Annotated in this window: 24 protein-coding genes; 10 read left to right on the top strand and 14 right to left on the bottom strand. The window is 68.2% G+C overall.

What is annotated here, in order from left to right; translation table 11 throughout:
• Positions 1–16 precede the first annotated feature (16 nt).
• The gene (locus BGP17_RS05375) at positions 17–1,306 is read left to right on the top strand and encodes a hypothetical protein (RefSeq protein ID WP_167299072.1); all 1,290 of its coding nucleotides are present in this window, start codon (positions 17–19) and stop codon (positions 1,304–1,306) included.
• Between the two features lie 40 nt (positions 1,307–1,346).
• On the opposite strand, the gene BGP17_RS05370 is transcribed toward BGP17_RS05375, so the two are convergent.
• Positions 1,347–3,674 carry an ATP-dependent helicase gene (locus BGP17_RS05370; RefSeq protein ID WP_167299071.1) on the bottom strand — a complete coding sequence of 776 codons (2,328 nt, stop codon included), beginning with the start codon at positions 3,672–3,674 and terminating at the stop codon, positions 1,347–1,349.
• 99 nt (positions 3,675–3,773) lie between these two features.
• Here BGP17_RS05370 and BGP17_RS05365 point away from each other — a divergent pair, with 99 nt between their 5' ends.
• From BGP17_RS05365 to BGP17_RS05355, 3 genes are all read left to right on the top strand, one after another.
• A complete protein-coding gene (locus tag BGP17_RS05365) occupies positions 3,774–3,944 on the top strand; it encodes a hypothetical protein (protein ID WP_286711261.1) in 171 nt (56 codons plus the stop codon).
• A gap of 100 nt (positions 3,945–4,044) precedes the next feature.
• Positions 4,045–4,542: a hypothetical protein gene (locus tag BGP17_RS05360; protein ID WP_286711260.1), complete on the top strand. Its 498-nt coding sequence runs from the start codon at positions 4,045–4,047 to the stop codon at positions 4,540–4,542.
• 84 nt (positions 4,543–4,626) lie between these two features.
• The gene (locus BGP17_RS05355) at positions 4,627–6,270 is read left to right on the top strand and encodes an inorganic phosphate transporter (RefSeq protein ID WP_167299068.1); all 1,644 of its coding nucleotides are present in this window, start codon (positions 4,627–4,629) and stop codon (positions 6,268–6,270) included.
• Between the two features lie 34 nt (positions 6,271–6,304).
• Here the strand turns inward: BGP17_RS05355 and BGP17_RS05350 are convergent, their stop codons facing one another.
• From BGP17_RS05350 to BGP17_RS05340, 3 genes are all read right to left on the bottom strand, one after another.
• The gene (locus BGP17_RS05350; protein WP_286711259.1) at positions 6,305–8,026 is read right to left on the bottom strand and encodes a serine hydrolase domain-containing protein; all 1,722 of its coding nucleotides are present in this window, start codon (positions 8,024–8,026) and stop codon (positions 6,305–6,307) included.
• A gap of 119 nt (positions 8,027–8,145) precedes the next feature.
• The gene (locus tag BGP17_RS05345; RefSeq protein WP_286711258.1) at positions 8,146–9,105 is read right to left on the bottom strand and encodes a peptidyl-alpha-hydroxyglycine alpha-amidating lyase family protein; all 960 of its coding nucleotides are present in this window, start codon (positions 9,103–9,105) and stop codon (positions 8,146–8,148) included.
• A gap of 70 nt (positions 9,106–9,175) precedes the next feature.
• On the bottom strand, positions 9,176–9,361 hold the full coding sequence (locus tag BGP17_RS05340; RefSeq protein ID WP_167299065.1) for a hypothetical protein: 186 nt from the start codon (positions 9,359–9,361) through the stop codon (positions 9,176–9,178).
• 124 nt (positions 9,362–9,485) lie between these two features.
• Between BGP17_RS05340 and BGP17_RS05335 the strand changes: the two genes are divergently transcribed.
• Positions 9,486–10,742, top strand: coding sequence for an MFS transporter (locus BGP17_RS05335; RefSeq protein WP_286711257.1), 1,257 nt, complete (start codon positions 9,486–9,488; stop codon positions 10,740–10,742).
• A 60-nt stretch (positions 10,743–10,802) separates the two neighbouring features.
• Positions 10,803–11,954: a retroviral-like aspartic protease family protein gene (locus BGP17_RS05330; RefSeq protein ID WP_286711256.1), complete on the top strand. Its 1,152-nt coding sequence runs from the start codon at positions 10,803–10,805 to the stop codon at positions 11,952–11,954.
• A 3-nt stretch (positions 11,955–11,957) separates the two neighbouring features.
• Here BGP17_RS05330 and rsmD read toward each other — a convergent pair whose 3' ends face one another.
• Together rsmD and BGP17_RS05320 are read right to left on the bottom strand one after the other, a co-directional pair.
• Positions 11,958–12,506, bottom strand: a complete 549-nt coding sequence (gene rsmD, locus BGP17_RS05325; RefSeq protein WP_286711255.1) for a 16S rRNA (guanine(966)-N(2))-methyltransferase RsmD — start codon at positions 12,504–12,506, stop codon at positions 11,958–11,960.
• On the bottom strand, positions 12,503–13,684 hold the full coding sequence (locus BGP17_RS05320; RefSeq protein ID WP_286711254.1) for a pseudouridine synthase: 1,182 nt from the start codon (positions 13,682–13,684) through the stop codon (positions 12,503–12,505). The genes rsmD and BGP17_RS05320 overlap by 4 nt, the downstream gene beginning before the upstream one ends.
• 108 nt (positions 13,685–13,792) lie before the next feature.
• On the opposite strand from BGP17_RS05320, the gene BGP17_RS05315 reads away from it, so the two are divergent.
• Positions 13,793–14,227 carry a response regulator gene (locus tag BGP17_RS05315; RefSeq protein WP_167299429.1) on the top strand — a complete coding sequence of 145 codons (435 nt, stop codon included), beginning with the start codon at positions 13,793–13,795 and terminating at the stop codon, positions 14,225–14,227.
• Here BGP17_RS05315 and BGP17_RS05310 read toward each other — a convergent pair.
• Both BGP17_RS05310 and BGP17_RS05305 read right to left on the bottom strand, forming a co-directional pair.
• Complete coding sequence (locus BGP17_RS05310) at positions 14,224–14,373, bottom strand: hypothetical protein (RefSeq protein ID WP_167299061.1); 150 nt, start codon at positions 14,371–14,373, stop codon at positions 14,224–14,226. The genes BGP17_RS05315 and BGP17_RS05310 overlap by 4 nt on opposite strands.
• A 78-nt stretch (positions 14,374–14,451) precedes the next feature.
• Entirely contained in the window at positions 14,452–15,576 is a 1,125-nt protein-coding gene (locus BGP17_RS05305) for an aromatic ring-hydroxylating oxygenase subunit alpha (protein WP_286711253.1), read from the bottom strand.
• Positions 15,577–15,643: 67 nt separating this feature from the next.
• Here BGP17_RS05305 and BGP17_RS05300 point away from each other — a divergent pair, with 67 nt between their 5' ends.
• Genes BGP17_RS05300 through BGP17_RS05290 form a run of 3 tightly spaced genes read left to right on the top strand, consistent with a single transcriptional unit; the run spans position 15,644 to position 18,563 of the window.
• Entirely contained in the window at positions 15,644–17,317 is a 1,674-nt protein-coding gene (locus BGP17_RS05300) for an AmpG family muropeptide MFS transporter (RefSeq protein WP_353681864.1), read from the top strand.
• Positions 17,317–18,078, top strand: coding sequence for a tetratricopeptide repeat protein (locus tag BGP17_RS05295; RefSeq protein WP_286711252.1), 762 nt, complete (start codon positions 17,317–17,319; stop codon positions 18,076–18,078). Before BGP17_RS05300 ends, BGP17_RS05295 begins: the two co-directional genes overlap by 1 nt.
• On the top strand, positions 18,075–18,563 hold the full coding sequence (locus BGP17_RS05290) for a DUF2939 domain-containing protein (RefSeq protein WP_167299055.1): 489 nt from the start codon (positions 18,075–18,077) through the stop codon (positions 18,561–18,563). Before BGP17_RS05295 ends, BGP17_RS05290 begins: the two co-directional genes overlap by 4 nt.
• Here BGP17_RS05290 and BGP17_RS05285 read toward each other — a convergent pair.
• The 6 genes from BGP17_RS05285 to trpB form a co-directional block, all read right to left on the bottom strand.
• Positions 18,557–18,982 carry a DUF6628 family protein gene (locus BGP17_RS05285; protein WP_286711251.1) on the bottom strand — a complete coding sequence of 142 codons (426 nt, stop codon included), beginning with the start codon at positions 18,980–18,982 and terminating at the stop codon, positions 18,557–18,559. The two genes, BGP17_RS05290 and BGP17_RS05285, sit on opposite strands and share 7 nt — an antisense overlap.
• Positions 18,983–19,225: 243 nt before the next feature.
• Entirely contained in the window at positions 19,226–20,533 is a 1,308-nt protein-coding gene (locus BGP17_RS05280) for a bifunctional folylpolyglutamate synthase/dihydrofolate synthase (RefSeq protein ID WP_286711250.1), read from the bottom strand.
• Between the two features lie 113 nt (positions 20,534–20,646).
• Positions 20,647–21,501, bottom strand: a complete 855-nt coding sequence (accD, locus tag BGP17_RS05275; protein ID WP_286711249.1) for an acetyl-CoA carboxylase, carboxyltransferase subunit beta — start codon at positions 21,499–21,501, stop codon at positions 20,647–20,649.
• Positions 21,498–22,289, bottom strand: coding sequence for a tryptophan synthase subunit alpha (gene trpA / locus BGP17_RS05270; RefSeq protein ID WP_286711248.1), 792 nt, complete (start codon positions 22,287–22,289; stop codon positions 21,498–21,500). Before trpA ends, accD begins: the two co-directional genes overlap by 4 nt.
• Positions 22,282–22,569: a hypothetical protein gene (locus BGP17_RS05265; RefSeq protein WP_286711247.1), complete on the bottom strand. Its 288-nt coding sequence runs from the start codon at positions 22,567–22,569 to the stop codon at positions 22,282–22,284. The genes trpA and BGP17_RS05265 overlap by 8 nt, the downstream gene beginning before the upstream one ends.
• Complete coding sequence (gene trpB / locus BGP17_RS05260) at positions 22,566–23,825, bottom strand: tryptophan synthase subunit beta (protein ID WP_286711246.1); 1,260 nt, start codon at positions 23,823–23,825, stop codon at positions 22,566–22,568. Before trpB ends, BGP17_RS05265 begins: the two co-directional genes overlap by 4 nt.
• Between the last annotated feature and the right edge of the window lie 30 nt (positions 23,826–23,855).

Genomic DNA, 23,855 nt, shown 5'->3' with positions numbered 1-23,855 from the left:
CTGGAAGGAGCATGGCATGACGACCCCACCCCCATTCATCATCCCGGCCAACGAATGGCCGGATCCGCAATTCTGCATCCAGGACGCCAATTCCATGGTCACGATGCTCAACGACCAGATGACCGGCACGATGAACCAGATCAGCGTGACGAGTTACACCACCGGCTCGCGTAACGTGACGGCCTATACGAACTTCACCGACCAACTTGCGGTAGGTGACCTCATTTGGTTCAACGCACCTGCGGATACCGCCCTGCTCCAATCGTCGTTTCGGATCACGGCGCTGGTGCCGAACACGTCGTTCAGCTTTACCACCGAATATAAGGACGGCGCTCCCAGCATTTCGGCCGCATGCATGGTCAATCCGCTTCAGCGCGGCGCGCCGGCTTCATCGCCCAGCGGGCTGGTTACTTCGAACATCCGGCGCTACGCTGGCGGCGGGCAGTGGCCGTCGGTGTGGATCTCCGAGCGGCCCGCGCATGTCGGGCGCCTCAAGAGCTGCCGGCGCGTGCTGGTGGTCCAGAAGACGACCGGTGGAGACGAGTATATCTACTGGGAAGCCAATGGCGAGCGCCTCCGGACAATCGCCGGTACCGGCCGTGCGGTGGGACTGGCGGTCAGTGTCGTCAGCGGCACGGGGGCAAGCGCGCGGGCCTATGCAGTGGACAGTGCGACCGGCGTTACGCTCTCCGGCGTGACGGCCACCACGGCGACGCGTACCTGGGTGAGCGCCCAGAAGACGGCAGCAGCCGCGATCTCGACCTGGCAGGAGGGAGTCCAGCTTTCCGGGCCTGCCGGATCGACCTTCGTGATCGGGGAATTCACCTCGGCGCCCAGCGCGGGAGAGCTCTATGACGGCAGCTTCTCCACACCCCGCGGGCAGCGGATCCTGGCGCTGGCCTCGATCAGTCCCTGGGTGGGTGCCAATCTGACCACGCCCGCGGCGCCCGGGCCCGGCGGCACCTATGAGTTCGTCACGGACATGCGCCAGGCCAGCTACGGCGTCATCAACGAGGGTGTCAGCTTCCTGACCGGCTTGCTCGAGGGGCAGTCGGATATCGCGGGACATCTCCTCGCGTCCCGGAGCCGGTTGACTGCGCCTACCGTATATAATCCGATCGTTCGCGCGCCGGCGGCCGTCACCAACACCTTCGGCGCGGCCGACCCGGAGAAATACGGCTTCGCCTCGGGCAATTTCCTGGTCGATAGCGCGGCGCGGATGATATTCTATTCGCACACGCCTTCGAACAAATGGGGATTTCTGAGCTGGGACATCCATGGCGCGGTGCTCTATGCCGAGCCCTGAATAGAGGGGGGGCGGTCATTGGCCGCCCTGTTCTTCCCTCTCACCCCGCCGTAACGAAACTATCCATAACCCGCTTCCGCCCGGCCTGTTCGAAGTCGATCTCGAGTTTGTTCCCCTCGATCTCGGCGATCGTGCCGTAGCCGAACTTCTGGTGGAACACGCGCATGCCCAGCGACAGGTCGTCGCGCGGCTTGGCGCCGAAGCTCACCGCCGAAGCGCGGCTCTCCACCACGCGGGCAGGCTCGCGGCTGAACGTCCGCGACGTGAAGCCGCCGCCCGGGTTCTTCATGTCCACCCCCGCCGCGCGCTGCCAGCCCGGCCCTCGCCCGGTCCCGCGCGACACGTCCGCGAAGGGGTCGCTGCGCTCGCTCCAGTTCGCCTGCCATAGCGAGGCGCCGCCGGTCATCGTGCTTTCGCTCTCGATATGCGCCTCGGGCAACTCGGCGACGAAGCGGCTCGGGATGCTCGCGTTCCACTGGCCGTAGATGCGGCGATTGGCGGCGTGGAGGATGGTTGCCTGGCGCCGCGCGCGCGTGATCGCGACATAGGCCAGGCGGCGCTCCTCCTCCAGCGAGGCGAGCCCCCCCTCGTCGAGGGCGCGCTGCGAGGGGAAGATGCCTTCCTCCCAGCCGGCCAGGAACACGGTGTCGAACTCCAGCCCCTTGGCGGCGTGGATCGTCATGATCGTGACTTTGGGCTCGTCGCGCTGCCCCTCATTGTCCATGACGAGGGAGACATGCTCGAGAAAGGCGCCGAGCGTCTCGTATTCCTCCATCGCGCGGACGAGCTCGTTCAGGTTCTCGAGCCGCCCGGCGGCCTCGGCGGTGCGGTCGGCCTGCCACATCGCGGTATAGCCGCTCTCGTCGAGGATGATGCGGGCGAGGTCCGGGTGCTGGAGGTCGTTGCCCATGCTCCGCCAGCGCGCCATGTCGCCGACCAGGTTGCCGAGCGCGCGGCGGGCCTGGGGCGTCAGCTCGTCGGTATCGAGGATACGCGCGGCGGCGGTGACGAGCGGGATTCCCTCGGCCCGGGCATATTGGTGGACCTTCGCCAGCGCCTTGTCGCCCAGGCCGCGCTTGGGAACGTTGACGATGCGCTCGAAGGCGAGATCGTCCGCCGGTTGCGCGACGACGCGGAGATAGGCGAGGGCGTCGCGGATTTCCTGGCGCTCGTAGAAGCGGAAGCCGCCGATGATGCGATAGGGCAAGCCGATCGCGATGAACCGGTCCTCGAATTCGCGCGTCTGGTGCTGGGCGCGGACGAGGATCGCCATGTCGTCGAGCGACTTTCCCCCATCCTCCCTGCTCCAGGCACGCTGCTGCCCCTCGATCTCCTCGCCGACGCGGCGCGCTTCCTCGGGCCCGTCCCACACGCCGAGCACCTTGACCTTCTCGCCCTGGTCCTTGTCGGTCCACAGCGTCTTGCCGAGGCGGCCGCTATTGTTGGCGATCACGCCCGACGCGGCGGCGAGGATGTGCGGCGTCGAGCGGTAATTCTGCTCGAGCTTGATCACCCTGGCGCCGGGAAAGTCCTTTTCGAACTTGAGGATGTTCTCGACCAGGGCGCCGCGCCACGAATAGATCGACTGGTCGTCGTCGCCGACGCAGCAGATGTTCTTGCGCTCCTGGGCGAGGAGGCGAAGCCAGAGATACTGGACGGCGTTGGTGTCCTGATATTCGTCGACCAGGATGTAGCGGAAGCGCTGCTGATAGCGCTCCAGCACGTCGCGGTGGGTCTTGAGGATCACCAGCATGTGGAGAAGCAGGTCGCCGAAGTCGCAGGCGTTGAGCGCCTTCAGCCGCTCCTGATAGAGATGGTAGAGCGCGGCGCCGCGGCCATTGGCGTAGCGCTCGGATTCGCCCGCGCCGATCTCGGCGGGCGTCAGGCCCTTGTTCTTCCACTCGTCGATCAGTCCGGCGAGCTGGCGGGCGGGCCAGCGCTTCTCGTCGAGGTCTGCCGCGAGGATCAGCTGCTTGATCAGGCGGAGCTGGTCGTCGGTGTCGAGGATGGTGAAGTTGGACTGCAGGCCGACCAGCTCGGCATGGCGGCGCAGCATCTTGGCGCCGATCGCGTGGAAGGTGCCGAGCCAGGGCATGCCCTCCACCGCCGCGCCGACGAGGCGGCCGACCCGCTCCTTCATCTCGCGCGCCGCCTTGTTGGTGAAGGTGACCGCCAGGATCTCGCTGGGATAGGCGCGGCGGGTCCAGAGCAGATGGGCGAGGCGGGCGGTGAGCGCCGCGGTCTTGCCCGTGCCCGCGCCGGCCAGCACGAGCACCGGCCCCTCGGCCGTCAGCACCGCCTCGCGCTGGGGCGGGTTCAGGCCCTGGAGATAGGGGGCGTTGGCATCGGTCTCGACAGGCAGGGTCATCCGCGAACAGGTAGGGAACGCGGGCGGGCGAGGCAATGGCGGATTGCCAGTGGCGCGCGATCCTGGGATCGTCGCGTCCCAACGATCGGGGAGGCGCGAATGGACAGGAAGATGCTTGAGGCGCGGCTCGATCTGCTCAGGCGGGAGCATGCCGCGGGCGAGGAGCGGCTGAAGGCGCTCGATACGCAGATCGCCGAGCAGAAGCGAACGCAGCTACGCTTCGCCGGGGCGATTCAGGTGCTTGAGGAGCTGCTGCGGGAGCAGGGCTGACGGCGGAAACAATATAGGCTGGTATTGGAAACATTTCAGCAATAATATCCCAGCGTCGCCGGGAGGATTCGGCGGCATACTGCCTGTCTGGGGGCTCGGCATGGGGGTTGTTGTTCGAAGCGGCGCGATCGGACTGGCGGCGGGGGCGATCCTCGCTGCCATGCCGGCACAGGGTCAGGCCGTTGCCGCGGCCCAGGCCGCCTATCTGGTGCTGCAGCCGGAAATTCGCGTGAAGACCGAGGAGCGGGCATCGGGCCTGTGGCTGCGCACCTCCGCGACCGTGCGCGGCAGCAACGAAAGCTGGCGGGCCGACGAGACGCGCTCCACCTATGGCTTCTCGCTGCAGAAGGAAGTGATCGGGCATGCCTGGCTGGGCATGAGCGCCTACGCCCAGGCGCCGCGCTTCGATGCCGATCGCGGCGTAGTGCGCGATGCGCGGCACTATGCCGGCGCCCGGCTGAGCTTCGAGGCGTCCGACCATGTCGAGATGGGATTTGCCTGGCTGCGGCGGCTGCGCGGGCGCGGGTTCATGAGCCTGCCCGGCGGCAATCGCGGCATCAAGCCGGGCCCCAAGGCCTATATGCAGGTCCGTTTCTGAAGCGGTTCGTTTCGGCGTGATCCTTCGCCATGTCATGCGTTTGTCATATGGCTGTCACACCCTCCGGCCAGAGGCGCGCATATCATGGCATCACTCGCTCTGGACCAAGCCCCGCCGGTTGATCAACCGCAGCAGGGGCCCCGATTCGACTACAAGACCCATCCCCTCGCCAAGCTGCTCTTCGCGGCGATTATGGTCGGCGGGCTGGCCTTTGCCGGCTGGAGCGTGCTGACCGACACGCACGGGGTGGGGGAGGAGCTTGCCACCGGCGTGTTCCTGTTCCTCGCGCTGGCGCTGCTGATCGCGCTCGGCTTCGAGTTCGTGAACGGCTTCCACGATACCGCCAATGCCGTGGCGACGGTGATCTACACCAATTCGATGCCGGCCCATTTCGCGGTGGTCTGGTCGGGCTTCTGGAACTTCCTGGGCGTGATGCTGTCCAGCGGCGCCGTCGCCTATTCGATCATCACGCTGCTGCCGGTGGACCTGATCCTCAATGTCGGCTCGGCATCCGGCTTTGCGATGATCTTCGCGCTGCTGCTCGCGGCGGTGCTGTGGAATCTGGGTACCTGGTATGTCGGCCTGCCCAACTCGTCGTCGCACACGCTGATCGGCTCGGTGCTGGGCGTGGGCTTCGCCAACCAGCTGATCCAGGCCGGTTCGCGCGGCGGCACCGCCGGCGTCGACTGGAGCCAGGCGCAGAAAGTGCTCACCGGCCTGTGGATGGCGCCGCTGATCGGCTTCTTCGCGGCGGTGCTGCTGCTGCTCGTGATGCGCGCGGTGCTGCGCAACCCGAAGCTCTACACCTCGCCGATGCCGCACACTGCCCCGCCGCTGGGCATTCGCAGCGCGCTGATCTTCACCTGCACCGCGGTCTCGTTCAGCCATGGCTCGAACGACGGCCAGAAGGGCATGGGCCTGATCATGCTGATCCTGATCGGCTGCGCGCCGACCGCCTATGCGCTCAACCGCACGCTGCCGGCGAGCGCGACTCCGGCCTTCGTCCAGACCGCCAATACCGCTTCGGCGGCGTTCGATGCGCATAGCCGCGGATTGCCGGACATGGCACCGGTCCAGGCGCGTGCCGTGCTCACCACCGCGCTTCAGCAGCGCAAGGCGGAGAACCCGCAGGTGTTCGCCGCGCTCGAGGGCCTTTCGAAGGATCTCACCGCCCGCGTCCAGGGCTTCGGCTCGCTGAGCAAGGTGCCGGCGGAAGCCACCGGCAATGTCCGCAACGACATGTATCTGGTGCTCGACTCGACCAAGCTCGTCACCAAGAAACCGGACGGTTTCCAGCCTGCCGAACTGAAGGCGCTGGCCGACTATCAGAAGAGCCTGGAGGCCGGCACGCGCTTCATCCCGCTCTGGGTGAAGATCGTCGTCGCGCTGGCGCTCGGACTGGGGACGATGATCGGGTGGAAGCGGATCGTCGTCACCGTCGGCGAGAAGATCGGCAAGCAGCACATGACCTATGCCATGGGCGCCTCGGCCGAGCTGGTGGCGGCGGGCACGATCCTGGCGGCCGATCGCTTCGGCCTGCCGGTGTCGACCACGCATATCCTTTCCTCGGGCGTCGCCGGTGCTTCGGTGGCGAGCGGCGCGGGCCTGCAGGCTCGCACGGTGCGCAACCTGGCGCTGGCCTGGCTGCTCACCCTGCCGGCGGCGATGCTGCTCTCGGGCGGCCTCTATTGGCTGATGCTGACCGCGGTGAAGACGTTCGGGCTCTGAGCGGCAGCTCAGCCGGTTCTGATCCACCGCGACTTCAGCGGGGCTGCCGCGCGAACCGCAGGTTGCGGGCCCCGTTCGCCCAGGCGGCAACGCCATCGACCTTGCCGTCAGACGCGCGCGTGAAGACGAAACTGGTCGTGCCGCGCAGCCGCGTGGTGAAGCCGTCGGCGAAACTCGGCGTCAGCGGCCATTCGATCCCGAATGGCAGGCGCATGACCAAGGCGTGCCCCCGCCGCACGACCGAGATGCGCGTGTCCAGTTCAGGGCTATAATAGGTACCGACATAGGCAGCGAGCGCGGCATCGCCGTTTCTGGCTGGCGCGACCGCGATGAAACGCTGGCGCATCGGGCCGCGCTCGATCGTGAGCGCGGTCGGCTTCCCGTTGCTCCTGACGATGTGCACGCGATCGCCGTCGGCGCGTCGAAAATGATCGCCCTCGCCGGGTATCAGCGCCTGGGACGCACCCTGTCGCAGCATGAGTTCCCCATCGACGAGCCTGGTTTCGACCAACTCGCCGGTGACGTGACTGCGGAAAAGGCCCTGATACGACGCCAGGTCGCGACGAAGGGTCGCGGCGGCCGGGGCGAGCGCGGACGGTGCGGGTGCTGCGACGTCCGCGCCGCGATGGCCGGCGGCCTGGAGCGCGCGTGCCGCTATCTTCTCGCCCAGGCCGACCGGATCGATGTCGCCATTGTTGCAGAGCAGCGCGACCGAGACGCGCCTTTCGGGATAGCGGCCCAGCCATGCCTTATAGCCGCCGGTCGAACCACTATGGGAGACGAGGCGCAGCCCATGCGCGCGCGTGACTTCAAGACCCAGGGCGTATTCGAGCGCGACGCCATCCCGCAGGTTCCCCGGCGATTGCAGGGCAGCCGCCAGGGCCGGACCACCGGGGAGCCGGGATGGGTCATCGAGGAACGCGTTCCAGCGCAGCAAATCTCCGATCGTGGTGAGAAGCCCGCCATTTCCGTAGACATTGGTGAAGGGCATGTTGGCGACGAAGCCGCCATCGGTCGCGGCATAGGCCGTTGCCCGTCCCGGAACCACCGTGCGGAAATCCTCCCGCCACCGGCTGCGGGTCATGCCGAGCGGCTGGAACAGGCGTTCGCTGGTGAAGCGCTGGAGGCTCTTGCCGCTGACGCGTTCGACGATGATCGCGGCCAAGACGTAATTGGTATTGGTATAGAGGAACTCCGCGCCGGGCGCGAAATTCAGCCCCTTCTGGCGCGAGGCGAGGTCGAGGATCGTGCCCTGGCCATGCACCTGAGTTCCGGGGCCCCTGCCGGCCAGGGCCAGCAGGCTCCATTGCTCGCGCAGCCCGCTGGTGTGGTTGAGCAGGTGTCGGATCGTGATCGGGGTCCCATAGTCCGGCATTTCCGGCAGGTAGCGCCTGATATCGTCGTCGAGCGTCAGCTTCCCGTCCTGGACGAGCAGTAGCATCGCGGCGGCGGTGAACTGCTTGGCCAGCGAACCGGTCTCGAAGACGCTGTCCGCCGTGATCGGCACCGGATGTTCCAGATCGGCCATGCCATGGCTTTGCATAAGCGGCGCCGCTCCGGCGATCACGACACCCGCCGCGCATCCGGGGCCCGTCGGCGCGATCGAAGCGAAGTCCGCATCTAGATCAATTGCCGGCCGATCCTGCGGGGATGTCACGGGGGAAAGGCCCGTGCTCTCCGTAGTGGCGCTCCGGGCGGACGAGGCGGTGCTTGCAAGAAGGCATGAGAAGGCGATGACGAAACGGGCAAGATGCATTGAACTCTCCGATGAACGCGCGACCGATCAAGCCAGGTTCCGTCGGCAGGCCAACCTCGAATCGGTGAACGTCCCGTGCCAGCGGTGAACGACGACGGCCGCCGGCGTCACCAGGGCTGCTATCGCCGCACGAACTTCTGCACGCGCTGGCCGGCGATATCGACGACGTAGAGATTGCCGGCGCGGTCCGCGGCGATGTCGTGCGCGATCCGGAACTGGCCGTCCTGGTTGCCGATGCCGCCGAAATGCGCGACCTCGCGACCGTCCAGGCCGGCGATGGTCACGCCGTCATGATCCGGCACCTTGCCCGAATTCGTGCCCCCGTCGAGGATGGCGATGCGGCGACCGGGCAACAGCGCCAGACCGAATGGGCGGCCGATCGAGGGGGATTTCCATTCGGCGAGATAGCGGCCCTTCCCGTCGAACAGCTGGACGCGGTCGTTGGCCCGGTCGGCGACATAGACGCGATGCCCGGCGTCGATCGCGAGCGCGTGCGGGATGTCGAACTGGCCCGGGCCGGTACCGCGCGTGCCCCATTGGAAGAGCAGCCGTCCGTCGGCAGCGAACTTCATCACGCGCGAATTGCCATAGCCGTCGGCGACATAGAAGCTGCCGTCGGCGAGCGGCGCGACATCGGTGGGGCGATCGAAATGCGTCGCATCCGCGCCGGCGACGCCGCGCTCGCCGAGGGTGCGCAGCAGCGTGCCGTCGGGGGTGAGCTCGAAGACCTGGTTCGATCCGGTATCGGTGATCCAGACATGGCCATTCGGGCCGATGCTGATGCCGTGCGGGACCACGAACAGTCCGGCGCCCCATTCGCGCAGCAGCCTGCCGGTGGCGGCATCGAACACTGCGACCACCGGTTCCTTCAGCGTCGCGAGCCCCTTGGCATCGGTGCCGCGATTGCCGCGGTGGAGGACGAATACCTCGCCCTTGCCGCTCACCGCCACGCCCGAGCACGGGCCGAACAGGCGGCCCGGTGGCAGGACCGGCCAGCCATGGACGACGGCATAGTGCGGCGCCGGCGCCGTGGAGGCCAGGAGCAGCGGGGCGAGGACCGCCAATCTGATGCTGCGCATGCCGACCTCCCGTTCGTCCCGGGAGCCTATCCTCACCGCCGACCCGGCGAAAGCCGGAATGGCGATGCCCTCAGAGCCGCTTCAGGCCCAGTTCGAACAGGTGGGTCGCCAGCTCGATGCTGAACTTGAAGCCCTGGCCATCGGCGCGCAGATCGGCCTTCAGATGGTCGATCGGGTTCCAGAATGCCACGACGAAGCCCGCGAGCACAGCGAACAACACGGCATAAGCCAGCCGTCTTCCCGCCGATTCGCGCATCGCCCGTCTCCCTGGTCCGGTCGCTGAGGTGGCGCACCGGTACGCGGGCGAAACTGTCCTGCCGATGAACGGGCTTTCCCTTTGCGCCGGATCGATCCAAGGAGGAGGCAAAAGGGGAGAGGGCATGACCAAAGCCGCCGCATCGCACCGCCGCATCCTGTTCGCCAGCCTGGTCGGCACCTCGGTCGAGTTCTACGATTTCTATATCTACGCCACGGCGGCGGCGATCGTCTTCCCGGACCTGTTCTTTCCCGCCAGCGAGCCCTGGATTCGCCAGCTCGCCAGCTATGCGAGCTTCTCCGTGGCCTTCTTCGCGCGGCCGCTGGGCGGGCTGGTGTTCGGCCATTTCGGCGACCGGATGGGCCGCAAGTCCACGCTGGTCGCCTCGTTGATGCTGATGGGCATCTCGACCGTGCTGATCGGCTTCCTGCCCGGCTATGCGATGCTCGGCTGGATGGCGCCACTGCTGCTCTGCCTGCTCCGTTTCGGCCAGGGGCTGGGGCTGGGTGGCGAATGGGGCGGGGCGAGCCTGCTCGCGGTGGAGAATGCGCCGCCGGGCTGGGCCAATCGCTATGGCAGCTTCCCGCCGATGGGCGCGCCGGTGGGGTTCATCTTCGCCAATGGCTTCTTCCTGATCCTGGGTGCGGTCATGGACGACGCGCAGTTCCGCGAATGGGGCTGGCGCCTGCCATTCCTCGCCAGCGCGGTGCTGGTGTTCCTCGGCCTGTGGGTGCGTCTGAAGATCACCGAGACGCCCGAGTTCGTCGCCGCGACCGAGAAGGAGGCCCCGCCCGCCGTGCCGATCGGCGAGCTGTTCCGCACCAGCGCCCTTGCCACCTTCGCCGGCACCGTCGGGACGGTCGCCTGCTTCGCGCTGTTCTACATCTCGACCGTGTTCATCATCGGCCATGGCACCAAGACGCTGGGCTATGATCGCGAGACCTTCCTGGCGGTGGAACTGCTCGCGATCCTGTTCATGGCCGCGGGCATCGTCACGGCGGGGATCAGCGCGGACAAGCGCACCGCCAACGCGGTGCTGATGTTCGGCTGCATCTTCACCATCCCGGTCGGCATGGCGATGGCGCTGCTGGTGGTGCCGGGATCGCTGGCGAGCGTCGCGGCCTGGCTGGCCTTCGCGCTGTTCGTGATGGGCTTCGTCTATGGGCCGCTGGGCGGCTGGCTGCCCAGCCTGTTCCCGGCGCGGGTGCGCTACACCGGCGTCTCCGTCACGTTCAACCTGGGCGGCATCCTGGGCGGCGGGCTCACGCCGCTGATTGCCGAGACGCTGGTGAAGCAGGGCGGGCTCACCTGGGTCGGCTACTATCTCGCCGGGGCGGGATTGCTTAGCCTGATCGGCCTGATTCTCGTAAGAGACAAGTAACCGACTTCGTCCCGTCATCTTCGATCAATACTGCGCCTCCCGAACCGGGGGATTCCAAAGATGATCGGCAGACGTAGACTTATCGGTGGCGGCGTGACGCTGGCGGCCATGGCGGGCCGGGCATTGGCGGCGCCGGATCGCGCGCCGGTGGTCAATCGCATCATGCTGACCGAAGGCCGGGTTTGGATGGCGGCCAAGATCAACGGCAACGGGCCGTTCCTGTTCATCGTCGATACCGGCGCCACGCTGAGCTTCATCGAGGACGCCTTCGCCAAGGCCCAGCGGCTGGAGCGGGTCGAGCATTCGGGGCACATGGTCGGCTATGGCGGCAAGGTGGCCGACTATAGCTGGTATTCCGCCAGGGAAGTGATGCTGGCCAACGGTATCCGTTTCCGCAACATGCTGTTCACCGGCGTCGGCAAGCGCGCCTCGCCCGATGCAGTGGGCAGTTTCGGCGTGGGATTGTTCATCAGCTACGACAGCGACTTCGATTTCATGAAGGGCGAATGGCGCGCCTATCTCGACGGGCGGCCGAACTTCGACGGATTGACCAGGCTGCCCTCGCGCCTGAGCAAGGAAAACGACGTGCCGCGTATCGAAGTGGATGCTTCGATCGATGGCTTCGAGGGCGATTTCATCGTCGATACCGGGGCGCCGGGCATGACGATGAACGGCCGCGCCGCCGCGAAGAGCGGCCTATGGGCAAGCGACAGGCCCTATGCGGTGAGTACGGCCCGCGGCCTTGGCGACGGCGGCCATATCCGGACCCGTATCTATCGCGCCGAGCGGATCAAGGTCGGGCCCTTCGTGTTCCAGGACCTGCTGGTGACCGTAGACAAGCCGGGCACGCTCAGCGAGGGGCGCAATGACGGGCTGCTCGGCCTGAGCATCCTCTCGCAGCTCCATCTGACCACCGATGTCTCGGCGGGGCTGCTCTATGCCACTCCGAACGGTGCGCAGCGGCTCCGCCAGGGCTATCCGCTCGGTGCGCTTGGGCTCGAACGGGAGGATGGCCGCATCGTCGTGGACGATATCGGTGCCGGCAGCCCGGCGGCGAAGGCGGGCATCCGCCGGGGCGACATCATCGTCGGCGGCGATATCGGCGCGATCCTGCGCGCGGCCGATGGCGCGCCGGGCAAGCAGGTATCGCTCAAGATCGAGCGTGGCGGCGTGCAGCAGGACATCAGCTATACGCTGGCGCCCTGGTTCTAGCGCTCAGGCGGCAGGCGCGGCGCGCAGCAGCGTGAGCCGCGCCTTGCCGTGCACCCGGCTGACGTCCGCGACGAAGCCGGCCACGTCGGGCACTTCGTCGCGTGCCGTCTCGATGCTGATCCAGGTGGCCGGACCCGCCCAGCCGAGCCGCCCGAGCTTGTCGAGCGCGACGCTGCCCGCGCCGGTGCCATAGGGCGGATCCATCAGGATCAGGTCGAGCGGCGCGCGGGCAGGACCGAGCGACAGGACCGAACCGGCGCGTACTTCCGCGGCTTTCGTACCCAGTTTGGCGATATTGGCACGCAGCGCATCGAGCGCCGCCCGATCCTGTTCGACGAACAGGCAGGAGGCCGCGCCGCGCGACAGGGCTTCCAGCCCCAGCGCGCCGGAGCCGGCGAACAGATCGGCCACCGCCAGCTCCTCGAAGCTGCCGAGGCGGCTGGCGAGCATCGAGAAAAGCGCCTCGCGCGTGCGGTCCGCAGTGGGGCGGGTGGTGTCTCCCCTGGGCGCGACGAGCGGGCGGCCGCGCCATTCCCCGGCGACGATCCTCATTTGCGGGTCCTTGGCGGGCGGGCGGGCTTGCCGCCGCCGGGCCGCGCGCGGCCGCCGGCGGGCCCGGGACGTCCGGTGCCCTTGCCGGGCCCGCGCGGACCCTTGGGCCGGTCGACGAAATCGCCGGGGCGCGGCTCCTGCGTCTCGCGGTGCGCGCGTGCGCGAGCGGCGCGGGCAGGCTTGGCGACGCCGTCCTCGCGCGGCTTGCGAGGACCGGGCTTGCCGGACGGGCGGGGCCGCTCGATCGCGATCTCGTCCTTCGCCCGGGGCGTGACGCGGGCAGTGAAGACCGGCTTCTTCGCCTCTGGCTTCTCGATCTTGCGGCGGCCCTCGGGCTCCCGGCCGCCCGGCGCGGGGACCGGGCTGGGCCGGGGCGCCGGCTCGACCGCGCGCGAGCGGACTGCGAACTGCAGGTTCGAGGCTGCCTTGCCGCCGCCTGGCCGGGACAGCACGGTGCGGAAGGTGATCAGGTCGTGCTGGCGGATCTCGTCGACATCGCCCGCAGGCATGTCGCCCAGCCAGAAGGGGCCGTAGCGGGTGCGGATGAGCCGGTTCACCTCGAGCCCCAGATATTCGAGCACGCGGCGCACTTCGCGGTTCTTGCCTTCGGTCAGGGTCATCTCGATCCACACGTTCGCACCGGTGCGCCGCTCGATATTGGCGTTGATCGGGCCATAGCGGACGCCTTCGATCTCGACGCCGAGCATCAGCGATTCGAGCTGCGCCTGCGTGACATTGCCATAGGCGCGGGCCCGGTAGCTGCGCTCCACGCCGGTGGCGGGCAGTTCGAGCGCGCGCTTCAGCTCGCCGTCGGTGGTCAGCAGCAACAGGCCCTCGGTACTCAGGTCGAGCCGGCCGACGGGCATCACGCGCGGCAGCCCCTCGGGCAGGTGATCATAGATGGTCGGGCGGCCCTTGGGATCGCGCTCGGTGGTGAGCAGGCCCGCGGGCTTGTGATAGCGGAATAGCCGGGCGGGGGCGGGCGCGGCAACCGGCTTGCCGTCGACGGTAACGCCGCGCAGGGAAGTGAGCAGCGTCGCGGGCGTATCGAGCACTTTCCCGTCGAGCGCGATTCGCCCGTCCACGATCATGCGCTCGATATCGCGACGCGACGCGATTCCGGCACGGGCCAGCAGCTTGGCGATGCGCTGCGCTTCTTTGGTATTGGATGATGACACTTGGGCGATATAGCGATTGTGGCGGTCGCTTCAAAAATTATTGCGCCCTCGAAAGGGATTGGCGCGTTGGCGCCTCGGGTTCAGTGACTTGGCGGGTTTTCAGGCGAGATGATGTTCGGGCGGAAGAAGCGGCGGATCGAGCGGTTGCTGGTGGTGGAGGACGAGCCGCTGGTCGCCTTCGACACGGAACATTTCCTGACGGGCGAAGGCTTCGCGGTGGCGGCGACGGTGGATACGGTCGCCGAGGCGCTGCGCGTGATCGCGGCGGACGCCGGGCTGGACCTGGTGCTGGCGGACGTGAGCCTGGCCGATGGCAGCGGCGTGGAGGTCGCGCGGGCGGCGCAGGGGCGCGGGCTGCCGGTGCTGTTCGTGACGGGAAGCTTTCCCCAGGAAGCGCGGGCGCTCGCGGCGGGATGCCTCGCCAAACCCTATCCGCAGCGCGACCTGCTCGCGGCGATCACCGCGATCGAGGCAGTGCTGGAGGGAACCAGGGCACCCAGGCGGCTGCCGGGCAGCTTCAGCCTGTTCCTGAGCCCTGCCTAGTAGCGCAGCAGGATAAGCGCTGCGGCGACGACGATGGTCCAGCTTACCGCGCCGATGCCGAGCGCGATCAGCAGCCCGGAGCCGCGCGGCAGGCGGGGTTCGTCGCTGAGGTCGAGCAGTTCCTTGGGCGGCAATCGAAGCGGCATCGGGCGATCCTCTCGAACTACCTCATAGGTAGGCCGGAGGCCGGGCACGCGAAATCCTGAGGAATTCCTCTCCGGATTCTACCGGATCCGGGCATTCACCGCATCGTGGAAATGGCGGATGCCGAGCTCGAGGGTACCGAGCGTCACCCGCTCGATCGCGCCCGAGGCGAGGCCCTGCTGGCCCAGCTCGCAGGCGCGGAAATCCTCCGAGGCGAAGACTCCGCCGTCGAGCAGTTCCCAGCTGCGCTCCCAATGGGCGAGCGCTCTTTCGCTGGCGGGCGGCTCCGGGATCAGCATGAAATCCTCGACCAGCACGCACCCTTCGGACTGGGGCATCAGCACCATCAGGTTGATATAGTCGGGGCTCACCACCAGCACCGTGCCCGGAAACATCTGATAGGTATAGGTGATCGCCGCGCGCAGCGTTGCCCAGTCGCTGGAGGAAAGCGCCGCGAGCGCGGCTTCGCGCCCCACTGCCGAGCGCTGGTGCGGGCCGATGGTGTCGGCAGTGGAGACGCCGTCCTTGAAGAAGGGCGCGATCGTGTCGGCATGGAGCCGCTGGATGTGATAGCCTTCGAGAAAGGCGTCCATGATCAGCTTCCAGTTCGCCTGCACCCTATGGGTGCGGCGGCGGAACAGGTGCTGGCCGGCCAGGTCGAACGCTTCGAAATCGCGCGCCAGCGTCTCCGCCTCGGCGAAGTCCGCTCCCTCGGCGAAGGAAAACCAGATGAGCCCGCCGGCTTCGTGCGTGGGCAGGCGCTTGAGGCCGTACTCGCCCTTGTCGAGGCCGGGAAAGGTGTCGGGGCGGGGAAGGCCGATCAGCCGCCCGTCGAGCGCATAGGTCCAGGCATGATAGGGGCAGACCAGGCGCCCGCCCTTCACCGGATCGCAACCCTCGACGAGGCGGGTGCCGCGATGCCGGCAGACGTTGAGGAAGACATGCGCCTGGCCCGCCTTGTCGCGCGCGACCAGCAGCGGCTTGCCGAAGCCGTCATGCGGGATCGCCATATTGGGTTCGGGGAGCAACGCGGAGGGCGCGATCACCAGGGGCACGCTTGCGAAGATGCCAGCCTGCTCGGCGGCGAAACGCTCGGCGCTGGTGTAGACCGAGGCCGCGACATGCGCGATCTCGCCCTCGCCGCGCGATCCACCCCTGGCCAGGGCTCCCGCCAATGCCAATTGCCCTTCGGTCGGCGCGTTCATGCCATGCTCTCCTCTGGCCTTCCCGTTATTTTCGGCTAGTTTCCACCCAACACAGCGAGGGTGCAAGGTGAGCGACAAATTGAAAGGCTGGGCGCTGCTGCGCGCGGCGACGCGCAACCGCAAGACGGCGGCGATGCTGGTGCTGGGATTCGCGTCGGGCCTGCCCTTCGTGCTGCTGATCGGCACGCTCAACGCCTGGCTGGGCGAACTCAAGGTGAGCCTCGCCACGATCGGCGTGCTCTCGTGGATCGGCCTGGCCTATGCCTTCAAGTTCCTGTGGTCGCCGCTGGTCGATCGGGCGCGGCTGCCGCTGATCGGGCAACTGGGCCGGCGCCGCTCCTGGCTGGTGCTCTGCCAGGCCGGGCTGGCGGTGCTGCTCTGCGGGCTGGCGCTCACCGATCCGCTGACCGCGATCGGCAGCTTTGCCGGCCTGGCGGTGATCGCGGCCTTCCTCTCCGCGACCCAGGACGTGGTGATCGACGCATGGCGCATCGAGATCGCCGACGAATCGGCGACGGTCGACCTGCTCTCGGCGATCTACCAGCTCGGCAACCGGCTCGCGGCGCTCACCGGAGGGGCCCTGGCGCTGATCCTGGCGGCGCGGCTGAGCTGGCCGACCGTCTATATCGGCTTCGGCGTGGTGATGATCGGCGCGCTGGCGATGACGCTGTTCACTCCCGAGGCCGAGCGCAACGCCGCCGACGAGGCTTCGCCGCTGGCCGGCCATTCGGTGCCCGCGGCGGGCCAGCGCGCCGTCGCGCTGGGGATCGTGGCGGTCTGCTGGGCCTGGGCGATCTACATGCTCGGCAGCTTCATGATCGCGGCGCTGCGTCCGCCGGTGCCCGGCGTGCCGGCGCCGTCGGCCGGGGTGTTCACCCAGGTCTGGGGGCCGTGGATCATCGTTGCCACCGTCATCCTGCCGGCACTGGTCGCGGGCTGGACCAACCGGCTGCCGCGGCAGGTCGAAGGCCCGGATCCCGCGCCGAGCGCGCTGCGAGCCGCCGCCAACCACAGCTATCGCGCGCTGATCCTGCCGCTCGCCGAGATCGTCCAGCGGCTGCGCTGGGGGGCGATCCTCGTCCTCGCGCTGATCCTGGTCTATCGGATCGCCGATTCGATCTGGGCGCCGTTCGCCTTCCCCTTCTATCTCGATTTCCTCCACTATACGAACGACCAGGTCGCCTTCGCTTCCAAGGTGTTCGGCGTGATCATGACGATCCTGGGCGTGGCGATCGGCGGGCTGATGCTCGCCTCGATCGGCCGGCTGCCGACCCTGTTGGTGGGCGGCATCGTCGCGGCGGCGTCGAACCTGCTCTATGCCGATCTCGCGCTGGGCGGCCCGTGGATCGACGGGTTCGCGCATCTGTTCCTGCTGGACCATGTCGGCATCGAGCCGCGGATGGTCCGGCTGATGCTGGCGATTTCGGGGGAGAACATCGCGGGCGGGCTCGCGGGCACCGCCTTCATCGCCTATATCTCCTCGATCACTTCGCGCGAGTATAGCGCGGTGCAATATGCGCTGCTCTCCTCGATGACCTTCCTGGTCGGCGCGCTCGGCCGTGCCGCGGTGGGCGAGGCGATCGAGAAGCACGGCTATGCCAACATCTTCTACGTGACTGCCGGGCTCGGCATGATCGCGGTGGTGCTGGTGCTGATCGAATGGTGGCGCCCGGCGCCGCTGCCCAAGGGCGAGCCGATCGTCTCCACGCCCGAGGGCGCGCCGGAAAGCGCGGGCGCCTGATGCCCTATCTGCTGATCATCGGCTTGCAGGTGGCGTGCATCGTCCATCTGATGCGGCGCGGCGGCAACCCGATGTGGGTGACTGCGCTGATCTTCCTGCCCGTGGTCAGCGCCATCGCCTATTTCTTCGTCGAGATCCTGCCTGGCCTGGGCCAGAACCGCCATGTGCGCACGGCGCGCGCCAAGGCGGTGTCCGCCCTCGATCCCGAGCGCGAACTGCGCGCCGCCCGCGATGCGCTCGATCTCGCCGACACGGCCGCCAACCGGCTGCGCGTCGCCGACGCGCTGGCCGGGCTCGGCCGTAACGGCGAGGCGGTTCCGCTCTACCGCGAATCGATCCGGATGACCGCGGGCGAGCCCGATGTGCGGACCCAGGGCAAGCTGGCCGAGGCGCTTTACGAGACCGGCCAGGGCGCGGAGGCGCTGGCGCTGCTCGATGCGGCGCCCGAGCCGCTCGGCCAGAGCGATCGGGATCGCCGGATCCTGTTGCGTGCCAAGCTGCTCGAGCATCTCGGCCGCGCGGAGGAAGCGCTGGAACGCTATGCCGATATCATCACCCGCATGCCGGGCGAGGAGGCGCGCTGCCGCTATGCCGCGCTGCTGATCGCGCAGGGCTGGGATCGCAAGGCTCTTGTGGTGCTCGAGGAAGTGGAGAAACGCATGAAGCGCATGGATCGCCAGCAGCGCGCGGCGGAGGCGGACATGTATCGCTGGGCGACGGATACGCTGGCCGGGCTGCGTTCGAAGGGCGTGACGGCATGAAGAAGCGCTGGCTGATCGTGCTACTGGCACTGATCCTGTTCGCCGCCGGCGGCTGGGTGTGGGGATCGCCCTATTATACGCTGTGGCAGATGAAACGCGCAGCCGAGGCGCGCGACATCGACGCGCTGGCGCGCCATATCGATTTCCCGATGGTGCGGGAAAGCGTGAAGGCCCAGCTTTCGGCGCGGACGGGCGGCGAGGGCGGCGGCATGCTGGGGGCGCTGGTTCGTGCTGGGATCGCCGATACGGTGGTCGATGCGGCGGTCTCGCCCGAAGGGATGCGTTTCATCTTCGCGGCGGCGCCACTGGCCGAGACCCCGCGCCCGGACACGATCAAGCTCAAGGCGAATGAAATGCGCTATCGCCGCGTCGCCTTCGGCCGGTTCCTGCTGACCCGCAAGGACGGGGCGGCGCTGGAGTTCCGGCTGCACGGCGCGAACTGGGTGCTGACCGACCTCAGGCTGCCGCCCGACGCATTTCACTGATCGAGCGCCAGCCCCATATCGGCGAAGCTGTTGGCAAGGGCATGGGCAGTGATCAACACGCCCGTCGCGTCGCGCACGCCGAGCATGTCGGCGAGCAGCACCGCCGAGACCTGGGGCTGGGTGCGCACCCGGCCGAGCACCTGGAGCAGCGCGGACTCCGCCCCGGTCATCCGCGCGCAGCACCAGGGCGCGATCTGGATCGGCCCGGCCGACGTCGCCGACATCTCCTGCATCAGCGCGCGCAGCAGCACCAGCGGGCGCCGGAAGCCCTTGCCGAACGCCGTGACGAAGGCGTGCGCGGTGCAGGCATCATGGATGCCGTGCGCGCCCATCTGGCGAACGCCGAACAGGAGCAGCCGCGCGCCGGGATCTTCGGGCTGGAGTTCGGGCAGGGCGGTGAGCGTGGCACTGACAGTCATGGGGACTCCGATCGCTGTGATCGGAAACTTTGCGCATTCGCTATTGATAGTCAATCGCATTAACAGAAAATGCGATGGCGGCCTGTCGCGGGCGAAGCACGGTTCGCGATGTACCGATGGGACATCCGGGGTTGGGGACAGGGCGCCCATGAACGGGCCGCCGCGCCGTTCTGGGGCGCCGGCAAGGCAGCGGGACCCCGGCGCAAGGCCGGGGTGTCGATGGAAGGATATGAGGCCCTTGGCCTAGGTGGGCAGTTCGCCGTTCGCGTCGAGCACGGTGCCGGCGAGGTACAGCGACCCCATCACCAGCACCACCGGCGCGCCGCCTTCGCGGGCGATGGCGCCAAGGGAATGCGGGACGTCGGGCGCGACCGCCGCATGCGGGATGCCGAGCGCCTGGGCGACTTCGGCGAGGCGCGCGGGGGCATGGTGCTCGTGCCCGGGCACCGGCACTGCGTGCAATCCCGAAGCGAGAGGCGCGAACGGCGCGAGCAGGCCCTGCGCGTCCTTGTTGGCGAGCATGCCGAGGACGAGCCGCACCGGCCGGCCGTGCGCGACCTGTGCCAGCGTGGCGCTCACGGCGGCGGCCGCGGCTTCGTTGTGCCCGCCGTCGAGCCACAATTCGCTGCCGGGGGGCAGGAGATGCAGCAAGGGGCCGTCGCCCAGCTTCTGCATGCGCGCGGGCCAGCGGGCGTTGCGGGGGGCTGCGCCAAGCGCTTCGTCAGGCACGGCCAGGGCCTGCTGGTGCCGCAGCATCGCGATGGCGAGCGCGAGATTGGCGGGCTGGTGCGGCCCGGCAAGGGCCGGGAGGGGCGTCTCCACCGCTCCCCGGGCATCGCTATAGCGGAGCCGGTCGCCGCGCACCTCGAAGTCCCACGCAGCGCCCTGCGCGAACACCGGCGCGCCGGCGGCCGCGACGATCTCGGCGATATGCGGGGCGTAGCGCATCGTCACCAGCGGCACGCCCGGCTTGGCGATGCCCGCCTTCTCCGCGGCGATCTTCTCCAGCGTATCGCCCAGGAACGCCTGATGGTCGATGCCGAGCTGGGCGATGCCGGTCACCGCCGGGCGCGCGACGACGTTGGTGGCGTCGAGCCGACCGCCCAGGCCGACTTCGAGGATCAGCGCGTCCGCCGGCACGCGCGCAAAGCCGAGGAAGGCGGCGGCGGTGGTCACTTCGAAGAAGCTGGCGCCGATATCGCCGCCGGCATCGAGCACTTCCTCGAGCAGCGGGGCGAGCAGGGCGTCGGGGATCAGTTCGCCGGCAAGTCGGATCCGCTCGTTGAAGCGGACGAGATGCGGGCTCGAATAGACGTGCGCGCGCATCCCCGCGGCTTCGATCGCGGCACGCAGAAAGGCGCAGGTCGAGCCCTTGCCGTTGGTGCCGGCGACGTGGAGCACCGGCGGCAGCGCGCGCTGTGGGCTGCCGACGCGTTCCAGCAGGCGAGCGATGCGTTCCAGGCCGAGAATGTCGGCACCCGGCGACAGCGCGCCCAGCCGGTCGAGCTGGCGCTGGACGGCGGGATCGGAGGAGATTGCGTGGTCGGCCATCTACTCCCTCTCTCCGCCTGCAGCGAGAGGGCAGGGGAGAGGGGCCTGGCGAGGACGCAATGCGCTTGCTCCTCTCCCTGACCCTCTCCCCCGAAGAGGAGAGGGAAACCCGCTCACGCCGCCTTCTTCTCCTCGCACAGCAGCCCGATCAGCTGGCCGAGCGTCTCGCGCAGTTCCTTGCGATGGGTGACCATGTCGATCAGGCCGTGCTCGCGATAATATTCCGAAGTCTGGAAGTCGTCGGGCAGCTTCTCGCGGATCGTGTTCTCGATCACGCGGCGGCCGGTGAAGGCGAGCATGGCGCGCGGCTCGGCGATCTGGACGTCGCCCAGCATCGCATAGGCGGCCATCACGCCGCCCGAGGTCGGGTCGGTCAGCACGACGATATAGGGCAGGCCCGCATCGTGGAGCATCTCGATCGCCACGGTGGTGCGCGGCATCTGCATCAGCGAGAGGATGCCTTCCTGCATGCGCGCGCCGCCCGAGGCAGTGAAGGCGATATAGGGCGCGCGCGCCGCGATCGCGGCCTCGACGCCCTGGATGAACGCCTCGCCCACGGCCTGGCCCATCGAGCCGCCCATGAAGGCGAAATCCTGCACGCCGATCACTGCCTTGCGGCCGAGGATCGTGCCCGAGGCATTGAGGAAGGCGTCCTGTTCGCCGGTGCTGGTCCGCGCGGCCTTGAGGCGCGCCGGATAGGGCTTCTGGTCGCGGAACTTGAGCGGATCCTCGGCCACCCTGGGGCTGGGCAGCACGGTGTAGCTGCCCTCGTCGAACAGATACTGGAAGCGCTCGGCCGGGCCGATGCGATCATGATGATCGCAATGCGGGCAGACATGCTGGTTGGCCTCCAGCTCCTTCATGAAGGTCATCTGTCCGCATCCCTTGCACTTGTGCCAGAGATTGTCGGGGGTTTCCTTCTTCGGGGTGAAGGCGAGAACGTTGCGGACGCGATCGATCCAGCTCATGCGACTTCTTTCCTTGCGGCTTCCACGGCCGTCTTGAGGGAGTGGATATAGGCGCGGACGTGCTCCGGCGCATCTACCCCATGTTTTCCGACCAGTTCCACGATCGCCGAACCGACGACGACGCCATCGGCCACCCGGGCGATCGCCTGGGCCTGCTCGGGCGTACGGACCCCGAAGCCGACCGCCACCGGCAGGTCGGTCGCGGCCTTGAGCCGCGCCACGGCGTCTTCGATCGAGGCCTGGGCCGCCTGTTGCAGCCCGGTGATCCCGGCGACCGAGACATAGTAGAGGAACCCGCTCGCGCCCGCGAGCACCGCCGGCAGGCGCGCGGCATCGGTGGTGGGGGTGGCGAGGCGGATCACGTCGATCCCGTTCGCCGCGAAGGGCGCGACCTCGCCGGCCTCCTCGGGCGGGATGTCGACGATGATCACGCCGTCCGCGCCGGCCCGGGCCGCCGCTTCGGCAAAGGCCGTGGGGGTGGGGCGGGTCATGGTGTTGGCATAGCCCATCAGCACCAGCGGCACGTCCGGATGGCGCACGCGGAAGCCCTTGACGATCGCCAGCACGTCGGCGGTGCGAGTGCCCCTGGCGAGCGCGCGCAGGTTCGCCGCCTGGATCGCAGGGCCGTCGGCCATCGGATCGGTGAACGGCATGCCCAGTTCGATCACGTCCGCGCCGCCCGCGACGAGCGCATCGAGGACTTCGCCGGTGGGGCCGTCGCCTGCAGTGACGAAGGTGACGAGCGCGGCGCGATCGGCGGGGAAGGCGGCGGAGAGACGGCTAGCCACGGCGAAGCTTCCCCATTGCGAACATCAGCCCGCCGAACAGCAGCAGGCCGGCAGAAGTGAAAACCGGGAGGCTGCCGAACCAGAGGGCCGCGCTCGCATCGCAACCATGGATGACACAGTCGATACAGTCGCCTGCCTTTGCCCGGGCATCAGGCGCCGCGCTGCAGGCATCGACCCAGGATCCGGCCCAATGCCCCACTACGCCGCCTTGCCGGAGCAGCAGCCACGTCAATCCGAGCCCACCACCAAGAGCCAGCATCACAAGTCCGAGGCGCTTCACAGCTGCACTCCCAGCGCATCGGCCACGGTGAAGATGTCCTTGTCGCCCCGGCCCGAGACGTTGACCACGATGATCTGATCCTCGCGCATTTCCTGCGCCTTGGCTTCCAGAGCTGCCAGCGCGTGCGAGCTTTCCAGCGCCGGGATGATCCCCTCCAGCTTGCAGCAGAGCTGGAAGGCGTCGAGCGCCTGCTGGTCGGTAACGGGCAGATACTCGACCCGGCCGCTCTCGTGCAGCCAGCTATGCTCGGGGCCGATGCCCGGATAGTCGAGCCCCGCCGAGATCGAATGCGCCTCGGTGATCTGGCCGTCCTCGTCCTGGAGCAGATAGGTGCGGTTGCCGTGCAGGATGCCGGGCGCGCCGCCGGTCAGGCTGGCGGCATGCTGGCCGGTCTCGATGCCGTGCCCGGCGGCCTCGACGCCGATCATCGCCACGCCGGCATCGTCGAGGAACGGATGGAACAGCCCGATCGCGTTCGATCCGCCGCCCACCGCGGCGATCAGCAGGTCGGGCAGGCGCCCCTCGGCCTTCTGGATCTGTTCGCGCGCCTCGGTGCCGATCACGCTCTGGAAGTCGCGGACCAGCTCGGGATAGGGGTGCGGGCCCGCCGCCGTGCCGATGATGTAGAATGTGTCGTGGACGTTCGCGACCCAGTCCCGAAGGGCCTCGTTCATCGCGTCCTTGAGCGTCTCGGCGCCGCTCGTCACCGGATGCACCTCGGCACCGAGCAGCTTCATGCGGAAGACGTTGGGCTTCTGCCGCTCGACGTCCTTCGCGCCCATGAAGATCACGCAGGGCAGGCCGAACCGCGCCGCGACGGTGGCGGTGGCGACGCCGTGCTGGCCTGCGCCGGTCTCGGCAATGATCCGCGTCTTGCCCATGCGGCGGGCGAGCAGGATCTGGCCGATGCAGTTGTTGATCTTGTGCGCGCCGGTATGGTTCAGTTCCTCGCGCTTGAAATAGATCTTCGCGCCCCGCCTTTCTCCATTTGGGCCGGGGACGGCGCCTTGGCGATAATGCTCGGTCAGCCGCTCGGCGAAATAGAGCGGGCTCGGGCGCCCGACATAATGCTCCATCAGGTCGTCGAATTCGGCCTGGAAGGCCGGGTCGGCCTTGGCCGCGCGATATTCGCGCTCCAGGTCGAGGATCAGCGGCATCAGCGTCTCGGCGACGAAGCGGCCGCCGAACTGGCCGAAATGCCCGTGCTCGTCGGGAAGATTGCGCAGGCTGTTGGGCAGCGTGGTGGTGTCGGTCATTGCGTCTCTCATGGGTTCGGATGGCGGAGG

Source organism: Sphingomonas sp. 67-41 (assembly GCF_001899725.1).
GTDB classification, from domain to species: domain Bacteria; phylum Pseudomonadota; class Alphaproteobacteria; order Sphingomonadales; family Sphingomonadaceae; genus Sphingomonas; species Sphingomonas leidyi.
Note: the sequence above shows the minus strand (reverse complement) of the source record. Positions and strands in the feature narration are given on the sequence as shown.